The organism is Pseudoalteromonas sp. TAE56 (assembly GCF_000497955.1).
Classification (GTDB): domain Bacteria; phylum Pseudomonadota; class Gammaproteobacteria; order Enterobacterales; family Alteromonadaceae; genus Pseudoalteromonas.
The window spans coordinates 104,151-119,242 of the sequence record NZ_AUTN01000143.1 but is presented as its reverse complement, the minus strand read 5'-3'; the positions used below and the strand labels follow the sequence as shown (position 1 = coordinate 119,242).

The window sequence follows — 15,092 nt, the reverse complement described above, 5'->3', positions numbered from 1 at the left end:
CATTATGTATAGCTAAGAACTTGTAAAGACACAAGTTGAATGGATAAATTTAAAATTATATAGAATGAAAAATTAGAATAGTAGGGTATCAAAAAATAATAAAAACAATGGAAAAATAGAAGAGTAGAACGAATTTGAAAAGGAGTAGGAAAGTGGTGGAGCTAAGCAGGATCGAACTGCTGACCTCCTGCGTGCAAGGCAGGCGCTCTCCCAGCTGAGCTATAGCCCCACATTCCTAAATTACATATAATTAACTGCTTGACTGCTGAGTTCCAAGCGGGACGAACTTTAAGTTTTTTTATAAATTTGGTCAAGTATTTTTTCGTAAATTTTCACCGTTTTCGTCAATTTTTGTTAGACTCGGCTTAATTCAAAACTAAAACGATAAAAAACAATGAAAAAATGTGTTCTGGCGCTTATGGTTTTACTCGCTGGTTGTGCCTCGAATGATGAGCCGCCTTTTGAAATAAATAATAAACAGTTTCACGAAAAGCAAGATGATCAAGGCAATAAACTTTTTGCTTATGTTGTTTCGGTAAAAGCTAAGCATCGTGAAAACTTTAACTTAGACCGTGGCCCAAACAAGAGACCAAGCCGTGGTGAGGTTAAGCAGTATATTGAACAAGAGCATTTTGAAGAATCGAGTGTTTTAAAATTGCAGTTAGAAGATCAAGCTGTTGAGTTATTAAACGAAGAGTTAAAAGAGCGTCAGTATTGCGATAATAAACACGAAGTAAGTGAAGTTTTATGGCGAGACCTAAGCGTGCAATTAAGAGGGCGTTGTTTGTAATATGTATGCGGATAAAACTAAGTTAGCAGAGCTTTTAGCGCACCTAGATATTAACTATGATGGAATAGAGCATCCGCCGCTACATACTAGCTTAGCAGCTGATGAGTTTATGATTGAGCGTCCTGGTACTCGTCTTAAAAACCTATTTTTACGCGATAATGAAGGTAAGCGACACTTTTTAGTTATTACCGCGCACAATAAGCAACTTGATTTAAAGGCACTATCAAAGCAACAAGGGCTTTCGCGTTTAGGGTTTGCATCGAGTGAGCGCTTAGCAACGTATTTAAAAGTGGCTCCTGGGTGTATATCTATGTTGGCTCTTTTAAATGATAAGCAAAACGAAGTGAGCTTATGGGTCGATCAAGATATTTGGGGTGGTGATTTGTTTCATTGTCATCCGTTTGAAAACACCCAAACATGGTTGATTAGTAAAGCTGATTTAGAAGCATTTTTTAATCACACAAAGCATCAACCGCGCGTTGTATTTTTACCCTCGAAATAAGCCCACATTATTAACGATAAACCACATAAGCAAACCGCAAGTAGCGTAAACATAAACGCTGTTTGCCCATGATGTTGGTATACCACACCGGGTAATAACGACCCCAATGCACCACCACTGTAATAAAACGATACATATCCACCATTGGTTACACTTGGCGGGGCTTTACTTATTTTATTAACGAGTGGCGCCGCGGTTGAGTGAATCACAAACATAGCACCACAAAACAAAGTAAATGCGATTAAAAATAAGCTAAGCTGGTGGCTCATTAATAAAATAATACTCACACTATAAAAACTAAATACCGCAGTTAATAAATGCCAAGGCGAAGCGACTTTTTTAAGTAACCAAGGTGCAGCAATAGAGGCGAGGGCGCCAACTAAATAACCACTGTAAACTAAACCTATGTCACGAGTATTGGTAATTAAAAACGTATTTTGCAATATAAACGGTAAGTAATTAAGTAGTGCAGCAAAGCAAAAAAACATACAAAAAACGGCACCGTAAACTTTAAGTACAGCGCCTTCTTTAAGCTGTTTAATGTAGTCCAGTGGTGAAAGCTGAGACTTTGTTGCTGGGTTCGAAAATTGAGAATGTTTGATTGTTAAAGCTAAAAAAATAAGCATAAAAGCAATTACGTAATAAAAGCTCTGCCAATTCCATAAGTAGCTAAACAAAGCTGCGAGCACACGACCAAAGTAACCACCAACTATGCTGCTACCAATATATAGGGTCATATTTTTTTGAAGTGTATCAGCGCTATAACTCATACCTATATAGCTAGTCATTGCGGTTAAAGCTGCAGGGAGCGTTAAACCTTGTAAAAATCGGACTAATAATAAAAGCTCAAAGCTAGGTACATAAATAAAAAGTAAGCAGCTAAGGCCTAAAAGCACCATTGCAATACGTAATATAAGTAGTGGATTTATTTTTGCTAAAAATAAACCGTAAACGAGCGGGGCAATGGCTAAGGGCAACATAGTTGCAGTCATTAAGCTGCCAGCTACCGCAGGGGCTACATTAAATTCGCTCGCAAAAAGACTAAGTAGAGGTTGTGGTGCATAAAGTACAAAAAATATAAATACCGAGCAAACGAGTAGATGAGGTAAACGCATTATATGGCTTATACATTTGCTGATTGGTTGTCTGGTATTGTATTAAAAATTGTTTTTAATTGATAATTAAAACCATGCTCTTTGCGCCATATCATGGTTTGTTTTAACTAGTTTGCTAGATTAATGTCGATAGCGCTGTTATTTGAACTCGTTGGTGATTAAAATAGCGATAATATTAGTTTTTAGTGGAACAAAGCCATGGGTTCATTACAAGACCAATTGCTTCAAGCAGGATTAACAACATCGCATAATGCTAAAGTTGCTAAATCAGAAAAGCGTAAGCAACAAAAAAAGCAAAAGAAAGGGGCTACTAGCAACCCAAGTGATCTGCAAAAGCATATTCAACAAACCAAGCTAGAGCAGCAAAAAAAAGCTGAAGAGCTTAACCAAACACGCCAAGTGAGCTTAAAGCAGCGCGAACAAGAAGCGCGTGTTAAACAAATTTTAGAGCACCACAACCAAGACGCTATTCGTGGTGAGCGCACATTTAATTTTACTTATCAAAACAAAGTAAAAAATATCGACGTGAACGAGAAAACGCAAAAAGCGTTATCGGGCGGTCGTTTAGCTATTTGTGTACTAGAAGGGCAATTTTACGTATTAGACGACGAACCAGCACGCAAAGTGGCTGAAGTTGACGAAAAGTATATTGTTTTTCATGTAGAGCCTGAAAACAAACCAAAAGATGAAGATGACCCGTACGCAGACTTTGAAGTACCAGATGATATAGTGTGGTAATAGTTTATTAAGGGTAAGCTCATTTTTATTTGCTAAAGTATATAAAAGTGAGACAGAAACGAGTTAGCGGTTTTTGGTTAAGTTGATCGTCTAGCGTCGTTTCGTACGTATGCTTTTTATTTGATTGTTTACTACAATCAATAGAACAGTTTTTCTAACCGTCAAAAAAGAAGAGTAAATACAATGAGCAAGATGAAAACACTACTATTAGGCGCGGGTATTACTTTAGCCGCAAGCTTCTCGTTTAATGCAGCAGCGGCCGATGGCGCCACACTTTATACCGCTAAAAATTGTCAAACTTGTCATGGCGCTGAAGGTAAAGCACCAATTATGGGTATGTATCCTAAGCTAAACGGTCAAAACAAAGACTACTTAGTAGCGCAAATGAAAGACATCAAATCAGGTGCACGTAATAACGGTATGACCATGGCTATGAAAGCAATGGTTGCAACGGTAACTGATGAAGAGTTTGAAGCAATTGCAGATTACCTAGCTAACGTAAAATAATTTACGCAGCTATACCATTTTAATGCAATTGGTATTTTAGTTTTACAAACAGCCACACAATAGTGTGGCTGTTTTGTTTGGTGTTTGCTATAAAATAGAGACTGCTTTAGACTTCTAAACATCTGTTCGTGCAGGTTAGTAATGTACGTTTTTAAAAGGCTTATTATGTTTGATTTACCCCAACTCAATTTAAAAAATAAAGTATCAGCACAAGAGTGGCAACTTCGTGTTGATTTAGCCGCATGTTATAGACTGGTAGAGCACTTTCGTTGGGGGGATTTAATCTATACGCATTTATCAGCACGTTTGCCTGGCACCGATCACTACCTAGTGAATGCCTTTGGTTTAACCTTTGATGAAGTAACTGCCTCTAATTTAGTAAAGGTCGACTTAGACGGTAACATTATTGATGATACGCCATTTAGTATTAACCCTGCTGGTTTTACTATTCACAGTGCGATTCATGAGGTACGCGAAGACGCTCATTGTGTTATTCACCTTCATACTAAAGAAACAATCGCTGTTGCTACACAAAAAAATGGTTTATTACCGCTTAGCCAGTATTCAATGTTTTCACTGCCATCGCTTTCTTATCATGGCTACGAAGGGCTTGCGGTAAACGACGACGAGCGAAAAGTGTTGCAAGACGATTTAGGCAGCACTAACCATATGTTATTGGTAAATCACGGTGGCTTAACGGTAGGCCCAACGGTAGGCGATGCGTTTATGCGCTTTTATGATTTACAGCGAGCGTGTGAAATTCAATTAGCGCTACAATCAAGCTCGCAAGAGGTTATTGAAGTACCGCAGCCTATAATCGACAATATTTATAATCAAGCAAATGTAGTACACAGTGGCAGCACTGGCGGGCAACTTGCGTGGCCTGCGATGTTACGTAAAGCGTATCGACTTGACCCTAGTTTTGCAAAATAACCCATAGCGGTTAATAAGGAATTTTAATGAAAGTAAATCGCGTTGAAGTATTTGATATTCACTGTCCAGATAGACCTTCTTGGACACCTGTGTTTGTACGTATTCATACTGACGAAGGTATTAGTGGTGTTGGCGAAGCGGGCCTTGCATACGATTTAGGTCACAGTGCTGCAGCGGCTATGATTAAGGAAATGGCAGATGCCTTTTTAATCGGCCACGACCCATTTCAAACAGAAAAACTATGGTCTCGTATGTTACGTGAGAGCTTTTGGGGCTTAGGTGGCGGACCTGTTGTATATGCTGCAATGAGCGCAATTGATACCGCGCTTTGGGATATAAAAGGTAAAGCGCTTGGTTTACCTGTATATCAATTGTTAGGCGGTAAAGTTAACGACAAACTACGTACGTACGCATCGCAATTACAGTTTGACTGGGATAGCGAATTTAAAGCGCTAGTACAGCCGCAAGAATATGCAGAAGCGGCTTTAAAGGCGATGGCCGAAGGTTACGATGCAGTAAAAGTAGATCCAATTCAGTACGATAAAGACGGTAATACTTATTACGACCGTACAAAAATAATATCACGTACTGAAATGAAGCTATATCGTGCGCGTATGCAAGCTATTCGCGAAGCAGTAGGCGACGAAGTGGATATTATTTTTGAATGCCACAGTTTACCAGGTGTAACAACAGCCATTCAGTTGGGTGAAATTGCAGAAGAATTTGACTGTATGTACTTTGAAGAGCCAGTTAACTATTTAAACCATTCATTACATGCAAAAGTAGCAGATAAAGTTAATGTGCCAATTGCTGGTGGTGAACGTTTGTATAATCGCTGGGGTGTGCGCCCGTACTTAGAAGATCAAAGTATTGATGTTCTGCAACCTGATATTGGCTTATGTGGTGGTTTTACCGAAACCAAAAAAGTGTGTGATTACGCTGATATTTTTGATGTGCGTATTCAAGCTCATGTATGTGGCGGGCCTGTTGCAACAGCAGCATCACTGCACTTAGAAACGGCTATCCCTAACTTTTTGATTCATGAGCACCATACTTATGCGATTAAAAAGTGGAACCGCGAGTTATGTTTACAAGATCCACAACCTAAAAACGGCTTCTTTGAAGTGTCAGAAGAGCCTGGGTTAGGTATTGAGTTAAACGATGAGATTGTCATGCGTTCTCAGCGTGTAGAAATTAAGTAACTTTTTAACCTGAGTTTAGGTTATATAAAAGCCGGTAAGTGATTAGTCACTTACCGGCTTTTACTTGCTTGGGGGGGAGGTAAAGCTTGTTATAACTCGTTAATTTTACATTCGACATCTTTAAGCTCAATAGTTGCTTTACTATCAAGGTGGCGTATATAGCATTGCTTGCCTTTAATCATCAATTCAAACTGATCGGGTGTATTGCGACTTTGCGTGTCGATAATATTATTACCATCTACATTGCTAATGGTTACTGTGCTGCTGGTAGTAAATACATCATCAGCTAATTGAGTCTCTTGCATATGTACCAGTGTTCTAATTGCCTTGCTAACGGCTGTTTTATTCGGCTTTATCAGTAGAGCATGTTGCAGCTTGGGTGTAGGGTCTGGACTTTGCGATATGCAGCCATTGAGAAGAAACGCTGAAAATACAACGATTAGTAAAAAGTACATTTTCATAAATTAGCCGTATTATCATAAAAAGAGAGTTTAATATAACTAGTTTTACTTACACTTGGTAGTAGTGCTTAGCGTTTGCATAGCTAAGGTCATGCCATGTCTTATCGTTTGAGCATAGCGCCTTATGGCAGTGCCATAGATTGTTGTAGCTTGTATTTATTTGGCACACAGGGAAGTTGCTAGCAAACATAATACGCTGCTGGCCAAAGTGATTAAAAAGAAAATTAAAACACGCCGCTTGTTGTTCGCTGGTGAGTTGTAGTAATTCAAAACCAGAAAACTTAATTGCAATATTGTCATGCTGAGCAAGTAACTCAACACCTTGTTGCCAAGTATTTAAATTACTTGGCAGTCCTGCATGATTAATTATAATTTGAAGCTGCGGTAGCTGCTTAGCGTAGTAAGCTATTTGTTTGGTTATTTCGCCATTTTCAATATCAAACTGAGCTTCAAAATGCAGTCGGGTATCTGATAATGTTGTTAGGTTTTTAAAGCTATTAGCATCTAATAAACGCTTTGCGTCAGTATCTTCGGTTATATCTCTAATGCCACACAAACTCAGATGAGCTAAAGCTTCCAGCGAGTTTATAAACTCATCAGCCGATGAGTCAATTTGGTTGTAGCTAATGGCTTTAAATGGAATACCTTTTAAATGCAAGCTTAGCCAGTTTAACTCGTTAATAGGGGAGATGTTATCAAACCCAGCTTCTATATGAACAAGCCCTACGAGTTCAAAGTCAGTACTTTGAACTAGTTGCTGTGCACTTACTGGCTGTTTTATTTTTTCTAAATTTGGCCACGCTGGTGGGTTAGCACCTTGTAGCCATGAGTATTGACCTTCTACTAAATTAAAAAAGTGTACGTGTGGGTCAATAATTTTTAGGCTCATTGCGCAGTCTTCATTGTGCAGTGTAGCCACCGTCTATGCTTTGTAGGCTGCCAGTAATAAAGCTGGCATCGTCGCTTGCTAAAAAGCTCACAAGAGCAGCAACTTCGTCGGCTTGGCCTAATCGGTTAAGCGGTTGCAGACTTGCTTCCTCGGCAACTATTTCAGCTTTGTTTGCGCCACTTTTTGCGCAGTACGCATCTATTGCGTTATGAAAAAGCGGAGTTTCTATTGTGCCTGGGCATACCGCATTTGCTCTAATGTTAAAACTCGCGTAATCAAGCGCTGTTGTTTTAGCCATTGAAGCAAGGGCATGTTTTGTTAGGTTATACGCAAAAGAGTTTTGCTTACCTATAATTGCCTGATCGGAAGCGACTAATATAATAGCGCCGCTATTTTGCGCTTTCATGCTTGGCAATACGCTTTGTACAGCGGCATAAGCGCCTTTAACATTAAGCGCAAAAAGTGCATCGAGAGTTTGCTCGTCGGTGCTTTCTATATTTGCGCTTAAGTGTTTTCCAGCGTTAGAAACAAGTACATCAATACGTTGGCTTTGTTCACAGATAGCGTTGATACAGTTGCGTACCGCCGATACATCACTTACATCACACTGATGAAATATACCGATTTCGCTTAGCTCTATATCAAGGTTATGTACTTCATAGCCATTGTTTAGCAAACGCTTTACTACGGCTAGGCCAATACCTTTTGTGCCACCTGTAACTACTGCAACTTTAGACATACTTACTTCCTTTATTGCTAACTAGTGAGAGTGACCACAGCCGCCTTCAGCGTGCACGTGTCCGTGAGAAACTTCTTCACTTGTTGCTTCACGTACAGATATAACTTCAACGTCAAACGTTAGCGTTTTACCAGCAAATGGATGGTTTAAATCACAATCTGCGTTAAAACGACCAACCTTAACTATAGTAACCTGATGACGACCTTGGTTAGAGCTAACCATTGCTGTCATACCTGGTTTCCATACTTTAACGTCGCCTTGTAGATGCTTTAACGGGATGCGTTGAATTAAGTCATCAACACGCTCGCCGTATGATTCACTTGGCTCTAGAGTTACACTAAATTTTTCGCCTGCTTCTTTACCTTCAAGTGCTTTTTCTAAACCAGGAAGCATGCCTTCGCTGCCATGAATGTAAGTAAGTGGCGCTTCGTTTGTGCTACTTTCTATTTGCTCGCCCGCTTCGCTAAGGGTGTAATGAAATTCAACCGCTGAATTTTTGCTAATTTGCATGCTTGTCTCTTCAAATAATAACTATGTTAGGGCGCAATTTTACGCGAAATATACTTGTTTATAAACTTAACGTGGCTGATTTAGTGTTTTTTGTAAATTTAGCAGAAAATCTTTTTTTGTTGGGGCTGCTTTTTGCTTTTCAGCCTGTGGTATAAACAGTACTAATTGAGTGCCAGGCTTTAAAATACTTGATGCAGAGAGTTTGTTCCATTTTGCCAAGTCGCTATGGGGTACATCGTAAAGTTGACTTATACTCCAAAGGCTATCGCCCGACTTAACTTCGTAATCTATTTCAATGGTGGGAATCGCAATCTCTTGGTGTTCTAAATAAGGGCTAATTTTGTAATCAACAGTTAATGTGCTTGGCAGGGTTTTAGGTTGTCCAACTAATAACTTTTCTCCAACGCCGATTAAATTATTATTTTTGTTATTAAGTTGTTTTAAAGCTTTTACCGACATATTAAAACGTCTGGCGATACCGTAAAGCGTGTCGTTTTGTTTAACGATGTACTCTCCAGCAAAATTTGATTTAAAAAACTGACTTTTTAATAAAGCCTCTTGCCCTATAGGAAGCAGTAAAGTATGCGGCCCGTTAGGTGAGCTTTGATTTTTTAAATATCCCTGATTAATCGCGTGTAACTGCTTTGAACCTATACCAGAGAGCTTAGCGATGACTGAAAAATCGAACTGCTGGCCTATGTTCATTTGTGTGGTAAATGGCTTATATGCAAGCTTTGGGCGTTTAATGCCCTTTTGTGGGTGCTTAACTAAATAGCTTAAAGCGAGTAACTTGGGTACGTAGTCGGCGGTTTCTTTTGGTAGACTGAGTGACCAGTAATCGGTGCTTTTACCGCGTTTTTTGTTTTTTTCGATTGCGCGTTTAACGCGGCCCTCACCACTGTTATAAGCAGCCAAAGCATGTAGCCAATTACCATCAAAGCGTTTATGTAAGTAGCTTAAGTAATCAAGTGCAGCATCTGTTGAAGCAAGTACGTCTTGGCGACCGTCGTACCATTGGTCTGACTTAACTCCAAAGTGATGCGCTGTTGCGCCAACTAACTGCCAAACACCAACAGCTTGCTGTGATGAGGCTATCGTTGGTCTAAAATCGCTTTCTACAAATGGTAGTAATGCGAGCTCCATAGGTAATTGCTTTTGCTCAATTTTTTTTACGATGTGATACAGGTAAGGCGCTGCGCGTTTGCTCACAGTTTGTAAGTAGTTAGGTTGCTTTGCGTACCAGCTGATACGCTTTTTTAGCGCGCGATTTTGATAAACCGTAAAGTGTAGATTGTTGGCTATATGCACCCACAGATCGGTGGTTTTTGGTGGGCGCTTTTTTACGATTGTTTTTTTGAATTGATGTGGTGTAACGTGCTCACTAACTTGGGGCATTTGAGCTACTTCATCATCAGTATCATAAGTATAGTCAGGCTCAAAATGAGTAAATATTTGTGGAGCTTCTTGTGGTTCTTGCTCCGTTGATTGACAACCAAATAACAAAATACCCAAACAACATAAAACCAAACTGCGCATAGTGATCACTTTTGTAAATTCCTTTTATTATTTTAACACAATCCGTTGTGTTGAGTTATTCTGCGCTTTTTGCGCGATTTAGACCAGCTTGTAAAAAGAAGTTACTCGATTTTATATTAAGCGCTTCTTGTTTGTAAGGCTCAATAACTGATTCAGGAAACGACAGCATTAACTGCTCAATACTTTGATCTTTATTGTTTTTAACGTGCTCTGTTATAGCTGTTAAAAATGATAGTGGCTGTTTCAGCTGCTCTTTTGTTAATGTACCGCCGTGCCCAGGTAAAATAATAGTGAGCTTTTCGTCGTTAATATATTGCTTAAGCAACGCTTGCCAACTTTTAAGTTCACCGTGTCCAGGGTAAGGAAGCCAGTCAACGATATCGCCACCAATCAGCACACTGCCATTATTAGTAGTAATAGTTAAATCGCCGTTAGTATGGGCTTGCTGCGGCTCAAGCGTTACCTCAAAATCACCAAGGTCGATAACTTTACGACTATCAATTACTATTTTGGGTTTGCTAAGCTGATGCTCCTGCCAGCGAAAAAGTCGTTTTTTTGCAAGTTCTAACTTATTTCGCCATTTAGCTTGCTCTTCTTTGGGCACATTCGCTAATCGTTGGTAGCTCAGCTCAATGCTCTTTTCATATGTGTCTAGTTTGTCGGTATATGCTGTTTGATAAAGGTTAAAATTTTTATTTACCTGCTGATGAACAATGAGCTTGGCACCTGGATAAAAACTTTGCATAACCGCCATNGTAGCCACTAAATAGCATAAGGGTGTTTTAAGGCGGTTCTTTAAATCTTCAGCAAGTTGTTCAACTGCAGCAAAATTGGCGCTCGTATCAACAAGTAGGGCACATTTTTCGCCTTCAATTAACACTTGGTTAGAGTCGTAAAAGCGAAGCTTGTCTTGTTGCTTTAAAAACTGAATATGAGGGTTTATAGTATTCCAAGTGACGGCAGCATAGGTGCTAGGTACTATTGATAATAAAGTGCATGCTAATAGTAAGTGCTTACATGAAGAGGCTATGTTTGAAAGTTTTAACTTCATTTATTATCTCTACGCTGATGTTTAATTACTTTAATAATAAACAAAAAGCGCAGTATGCGCTTTTTATTTTTGGTGTTTGGGGTCATTTGCCAAATGCTGACTGAGTTTATCAATCAATTGGTCTTGATGCTGTTGTTCAACTGTAGCCTGTGTTTTTGCTTCTAGCAATTCGTGGCTTAAGTTTAATGCTGCCATTAGTAGGGCTTTTTGATCGTTTCTAACGGTTGAGCGTTGCTTCATTTGCTCAACTAAGTCATTTAGATTTTTAGCTGCTGCTATTAATGCATCTTCCTGCCCTTCAGGGCAAGCAAATTGCTGCTCTTTACCTAGCAACTCAACAGTGACCCGCTGGTTTTGCAGCTCAGACATTAGCTAGCCTGTTGTGCGCTTTGTAACTTATCAAGAAGACCAGATAAAGTAGTGCTGGCATCTTTTTGCTTTTCTTCATTTTCTAAAGCTTCAAGTTGTAGCAATTCGTTGTCATCGCTTAGTTTAGTGTTCTGTTCTTTTAAAGTAACAACATCTGTTTGTAATTGGTTATTACGTTCGATTAAAGAATCGATCAGTTGTTCGAGTTGTTGAAGAGTAGTGTTATTCATAAAGGCGCTCATATAACTGTAATTAATGTCATGCAAATGTAAAGCAAAGTGTGTTGATTTGCCAGCATTTACGGTGGTTTTAGCTGATTTTTCTTCTTCATTAAGGGATAATTCAGCATATGAGCTTTTTCATTCAGAAATGGTTCACTTAAACACTCTCTTATCTTGGTGTAAGTTGCCAAAGCCTAGTGCTTATGGTTCACTTACGATATTAAATTGCGTATGGCGAAAATAAATAATGCTTAGTTACAGACACTCATTTCATGCGGGTAATCCTGCCGATGTACTTAAACATTTAGTACTGGCACAAGTGCTAAATTATCAAACAATTAAAGATAAACCGCTTGATTATATAGACACACATTCAGGTGCTGGCTTTTTTGAACTTGCAGCTGCCGACGCGCAAAAAACGCAAGAGTATCAAGATGGTATTGAAAAACTTTGGCAACATAAAAGTGAGCATGCTGAGCTTAATGAATACATTGAATTAATTAAGTCATTTAACGACACTGACGAACTTGCGTTTTATCCGGGTTCACCAAAAATTGCAGAGCATTTTTTGCGCCGCCAAGATAAGGGTTGGTTTTTTGAACTGCACCCGCGCGATTTATTATTGCTTGAAGAAAACATGCAAGGTAAGCGATCTATTCGTGTGCGTGGAGAGGATGGTTTTGCAGGTTTAGTTGGTTTATTACCACCAGCATCTCGCAGAGCGTGTGTGTTAATTGACCCTCCATACGAAATTAAAGATGACTACGAAACAGTTGTAAAAACCTTAGTTAAAGCTCATCAGCGTTTTGCTACAGGTACTTACATGATTTGGTATCCGGTTGTAGACAGAGAGCGCATTGATAATATGGAACAGGGCTTAATTGACTCAGGAATGCGCAACATTCAGTTATTTGAATTAGGCACTGAAGCGGATACTGACGTACATGGTATGACAGCATCGGGCATGATTGTAATTAATCCTCCGTGGAAGCTAAAGCAAACAATGGATGCAATAATGCCTGAACTTGTTAGTTTGATAAGTGAGCCAAGTGGTTTTTACAGAAGTGAGCAACTCGTTGATGAGTAACTTTAAATAGCGCTTATAACGAATAATAAAATGCCCAGCTTTGCTGGGCATTTTATTTAAAATCAGTACGAATGTGTTAGGTAATATATATAAGGGATCTAAATATTAATTAAAATAAACCGCACTAAAAGTAGCAAGCGTATTACCGCGACTGTTTTTAAGCTTTAGTGATTCACCTGTTATTTCCCACTTTGAAGTTTTGCTAAGTACGTCAGACATAGCCGCTTCTTGGCTCATATTATCCGAGCACATCTTTTTTGTACTTGCTAGCTGACTAAGTGTAATTGTTTGCTGCTCGGTACTATAGCTTCCGCTAAAATTATTACAGCCTAAAAAGCCATTAACGCGGTGGTCTTTATTGAACTGAATGAACGGTTCTTTAGTTGTAACATTCACAGTTTGAGCATTTATTGTTATTGCTTTCCAGTAAGTATTTGTGAGTGTTACATCGGGTTTTTGAGTCGACACTTTTGAAAGCTCAATTTTATAGGGGGTAGTTAACTGTGATTCTGTAAACGGGTCGTGATTTGTTGTACTTGTGTAAAGCACTTTGTCTTTATTTATAATTCTGGCGCTTAGGCTATAGCGATGTTTATCGCTAATTTTGCTGGCATCATAAATTAGCTTAACGGTAAATGGCGGGGCTTGTGTAACATCAATCACTTCTTGTGTGATTATATCAGCTTTTACATCCATTTTAGATACATTGGAAAGCGTAACTATTAATTGCGAGCCAGAGCGAAGCATACTGCGATCTTTGTAGCTAACTTGAATAGTTAGGGTAGATATTGCTTTTGCTTGCTCTGTATTTTCAGTTGGCTTAGTTTGCTCACCGCAGCCAGTTACTGCAAAAGCGCTAAGCGCCAATAAGCCAATCCCTGCAACTGCCTTTTTACGCGAAGATACTGCTTGATGCTTTTCCATGTTGGTTATCCTTACTCAATATTATGTCCTTAGTGTATTACCTAGTTACTTAATCATTCCTTAACTTATTTTAAACATAAAAAAAGGCGCATTAGCGCCTTTAATAATTAAAAACAAACGATTATTTTTTAACAAACTTAGTTAAAATAACAATGCGCTGGCCGTCAACACGCCCTTCAATATGTTCAGGGTTGCTGGTTAGACCAATATTACGAACAGCTGTTCCACGTTTAGCGGTAAGGCTACTGCCTTTAACATCTAAGTCTTTAATTAGGGTAACAGTATCGCCTGCTTGAAGTACTACACCGTTGCTATCTACATGCTTTAAATCATCATCTTCGGCAAGTGCTTTTTTAGCCCACGTTAGCGTGTCTTCTTCAAGGTAAATCATGTCTAGCGCATCTTGTGCCCAGCCATTATCAGGCGCTAAACGCGAAAGCATTCTGTAAGCTACAACTTGTACTGCAGGAGTTTGGCTCCACATGCTATCGTTTAAACAGTGCCAATGTGTAGGCGTTATTTCGCTGTTATTCTCGATTTGATCTTTACATGTTTGACACGTATAAATGCATTTATCTGAGTGGGTTTCAGTTACCGGTGGTACTTCATAAACAGATAAGTTCTCGGTGGCTGCACACAATTCACATTGATTACTACTACGTTCGATTAAGGCTTTTTCAATACTCATGGGGCTCTTTCTGGTTCTGGTCGAGTTAACATTTGCTGCTATTATACTCCAAAACACGAGCTCTGCGCCATTAGTCCCTTAATTTTGTGTGGGTATATTGCTCATATACTTATCTTCAATACTTTTTATATAACCTTGAGTATGAAGGTTTTTAATTGCTAGGTCTATTTGTGGCAATAACTTTTTATGTTTGCTCAATAAACGAATTCTTAAAAAACCATGGGAATGCTGTGCGCCAAATGTAATGTTTATCCCTAACTTTTTTGCCCAATATAGCGCAGTTAACTTGCCTGCTAGTGCAGCTTCTACGCGGTTTCTTGATAGAGCGGTCATAAGTTCTTTTTCGGATGGAAAGTCAACACGCTCAAAGGTGTTGTCATTAAAGTAATAGTAACCTAGTACCGTTCCTATATTTTTACCCTTTAAGCTATCAGTGCTTTGCCAGTTCTGGGCATTTTGAGGAAGAGTAACAATCATTTCTGAAGCATAAATAAGCGGCTCTGAAAAAACATAACGAGGATCATTTCTCTCACTCTTTGGCAGCCATTCTAATGAAATAACATCAAAATCGATTATTTCATCTTGTAAATATTTGGTAATACGCTTTGTGGGTAGGTCGATATGAGAAGCTGCAATATTTGCATCATCGAGAATTTTTTCAATAATTTCGGGTAATACACCAGGCTTTTCTGGATCATTTGTATAATATGGATAATGACTACCTGACGCGCTAACATTATATTTGAGGGGAGTAGGATTAATGCTGGCATAGCTAGAAAATACAAATAGCAGAGGACTCAGTAGTAATAACCGAATAAAGTTAGCCAAAT

19 protein-coding genes and 1 tRNA gene are annotated in these 15,092 nt (G+C 39.0%); 7 read left to right on the top strand and 13 right to left on the bottom strand.

Features of this window, described 5'->3' with window-relative positions; all coding sequences use genetic code 11:
- Window positions 1–153 precede the first annotated feature (153 nt).
- Window positions 154–229 (bottom strand) — tRNA-Ala (locus L656_RS0117890).
- A gap of 165 nt (window positions 230–394) precedes the next feature.
- On the opposite strand from L656_RS0117890, the gene L656_RS0117885 reads away from it, so the two are divergent.
- Both L656_RS0117885 and L656_RS0117880 read left to right on the top strand, forming a co-directional pair.
- Complete coding sequence (locus tag L656_RS0117885) at window positions 395–790, top strand: hypothetical protein (RefSeq protein ID WP_024600215.1); 396 nt, start codon at window positions 395–397, stop codon at window positions 788–790.
- A 1-nt stretch (window position 791) separates the two neighbouring features.
- Entirely contained in the window at window positions 792–1,292 is a 501-nt protein-coding gene (locus L656_RS0117880) for a prolyl-tRNA synthetase associated domain-containing protein (RefSeq protein ID WP_024600214.1), read from the top strand.
- Here the strand turns inward: L656_RS0117880 and L656_RS0117875 are convergent.
- Window positions 1,259–2,407 (bottom strand): MFS transporter, encoded by a 1,149-nt coding sequence (locus L656_RS0117875; RefSeq protein WP_024600213.1) that lies wholly within the window; start codon window positions 2,405–2,407, stop codon window positions 1,259–1,261. The genes L656_RS0117880 and L656_RS0117875 overlap by 34 nt on opposite strands.
- 198 nt (window positions 2,408–2,605) lie before the next feature.
- On the opposite strand from L656_RS0117875, the gene L656_RS0117870 reads away from it, so the two are divergent.
- From L656_RS0117870 to L656_RS0117855, 4 genes are all read left to right on the top strand, one after another.
- Window positions 2,606–3,145 (top strand): DUF2058 domain-containing protein, encoded by a 540-nt coding sequence (locus L656_RS0117870; RefSeq protein WP_002957867.1) that lies wholly within the window; start codon window positions 2,606–2,608, stop codon window positions 3,143–3,145.
- A 183-nt stretch (window positions 3,146–3,328) separates the two neighbouring features.
- The gene (locus L656_RS0117865) at window positions 3,329–3,652 is read left to right on the top strand and encodes a c-type cytochrome (protein WP_024600212.1); all 324 of its coding nucleotides are present in this window, start codon (window positions 3,329–3,331) and stop codon (window positions 3,650–3,652) included.
- Between the two features lie 165 nt (window positions 3,653–3,817).
- Window positions 3,818–4,585 (top strand): class II aldolase/adducin family protein, encoded by a 768-nt coding sequence (locus L656_RS0117860; RefSeq protein ID WP_024600211.1) that lies wholly within the window; start codon window positions 3,818–3,820, stop codon window positions 4,583–4,585.
- 26 nt (window positions 4,586–4,611) lie between these two features.
- A complete protein-coding gene (locus L656_RS0117855) occupies window positions 4,612–5,787 on the top strand; it encodes a mandelate racemase/muconate lactonizing enzyme family protein (protein WP_007375956.1) in 1,176 nt (391 codons plus the stop codon).
- An 89-nt stretch (window positions 5,788–5,876) separates the two neighbouring features.
- On the opposite strand, the gene L656_RS0117850 is transcribed toward L656_RS0117855, so the two are convergent.
- The 8 genes from L656_RS0117850 to L656_RS0117815 all read right to left on the bottom strand — a co-directional run bounded on the left by L656_RS0117850 (window position 5,877) and on the right by L656_RS0117815 (window position 11,572).
- Window positions 5,877–6,248: a hypothetical protein gene (locus tag L656_RS0117850; protein ID WP_024600210.1), complete on the bottom strand. Its 372-nt coding sequence runs from the start codon at window positions 6,246–6,248 to the stop codon at window positions 5,877–5,879.
- 49 nt (window positions 6,249–6,297) lie between these two features.
- Entirely contained in the window at window positions 6,298–7,137 is an 840-nt protein-coding gene (locus tag L656_RS0117845) for an amidohydrolase family protein (protein ID WP_024600209.1), read from the bottom strand.
- A gap of 10 nt (window positions 7,138–7,147) precedes the next feature.
- Window positions 7,148–7,876 carry an SDR family NAD(P)-dependent oxidoreductase gene (locus L656_RS0117840; protein WP_024600208.1) on the bottom strand — a complete coding sequence of 243 codons (729 nt, stop codon included), beginning with the start codon at window positions 7,874–7,876 and terminating at the stop codon, window positions 7,148–7,150.
- Between the two features lie 21 nt (window positions 7,877–7,897).
- On the bottom strand, window positions 7,898–8,386 hold the full coding sequence (locus L656_RS0117835) for an FKBP-type peptidyl-prolyl cis-trans isomerase (RefSeq protein ID WP_007586440.1): 489 nt from the start codon (window positions 8,384–8,386) through the stop codon (window positions 7,898–7,900).
- Window positions 8,387–8,452: 66 nt separating this feature from the next.
- Window positions 8,453–9,922 carry a LysM peptidoglycan-binding domain-containing protein gene (locus L656_RS0117830; protein WP_024600207.1) on the bottom strand — a complete coding sequence of 490 codons (1,470 nt, stop codon included), beginning with the start codon at window positions 9,920–9,922 and terminating at the stop codon, window positions 8,453–8,455.
- A 55-nt stretch (window positions 9,923–9,977) separates the two neighbouring features.
- Window positions 9,978–10,973 carry an MBL fold metallo-hydrolase gene (locus L656_RS0117825; RefSeq protein WP_024600206.1) on the bottom strand — a complete coding sequence of 332 codons (996 nt, stop codon included), beginning with the start codon at window positions 10,971–10,973 and terminating at the stop codon, window positions 9,978–9,980.
- A 63-nt stretch (window positions 10,974–11,036) separates the two neighbouring features.
- Window positions 11,037–11,342, bottom strand: coding sequence for a cell division protein ZapA (locus L656_RS0117820; RefSeq protein ID WP_002957856.1), 306 nt, complete (start codon window positions 11,340–11,342; stop codon window positions 11,037–11,039).
- Window positions 11,342–11,572, bottom strand: a complete 231-nt coding sequence (locus L656_RS0117815; RefSeq protein WP_007586448.1) for a hypothetical protein — start codon at window positions 11,570–11,572, stop codon at window positions 11,342–11,344. The genes L656_RS0117820 and L656_RS0117815 overlap by 1 nt, the downstream gene beginning before the upstream one ends.
- Before the next feature lie 238 nt (window positions 11,573–11,810).
- On the opposite strand from L656_RS0117815, the gene L656_RS0117810 reads away from it, so the two are divergent.
- On the top strand, window positions 11,811–12,650 hold the full coding sequence (locus L656_RS0117810; RefSeq protein ID WP_024600205.1) for a 23S rRNA (adenine(2030)-N(6))-methyltransferase RlmJ: 840 nt from the start codon (window positions 11,811–11,813) through the stop codon (window positions 12,648–12,650).
- A gap of 105 nt (window positions 12,651–12,755) precedes the next feature.
- Here L656_RS0117810 and L656_RS0117805 read toward each other — a convergent pair whose 3' ends face one another.
- The 3 genes from L656_RS0117805 to L656_RS0117795 form a co-directional block, all read right to left on the bottom strand.
- Window positions 12,756–13,574 carry an META domain-containing protein gene (locus L656_RS0117805; protein WP_024600204.1) on the bottom strand — a complete coding sequence of 273 codons (819 nt, stop codon included), beginning with the start codon at window positions 13,572–13,574 and terminating at the stop codon, window positions 12,756–12,758.
- Window positions 13,575–13,695: 121 nt separating this feature from the next.
- Window positions 13,696–14,262, bottom strand: coding sequence for a PhnA domain-containing protein (locus L656_RS0117800; protein WP_002957852.1), 567 nt, complete (start codon window positions 14,260–14,262; stop codon window positions 13,696–13,698).
- Between the two features lie 78 nt (window positions 14,263–14,340).
- A complete protein-coding gene (locus tag L656_RS0117795; RefSeq protein WP_024600203.1) occupies window positions 14,341–15,090 on the bottom strand; it encodes a substrate-binding periplasmic protein in 750 nt (249 codons plus the stop codon).
- Between the last annotated feature and the right edge of the window lie 2 nt (window positions 15,091–15,092).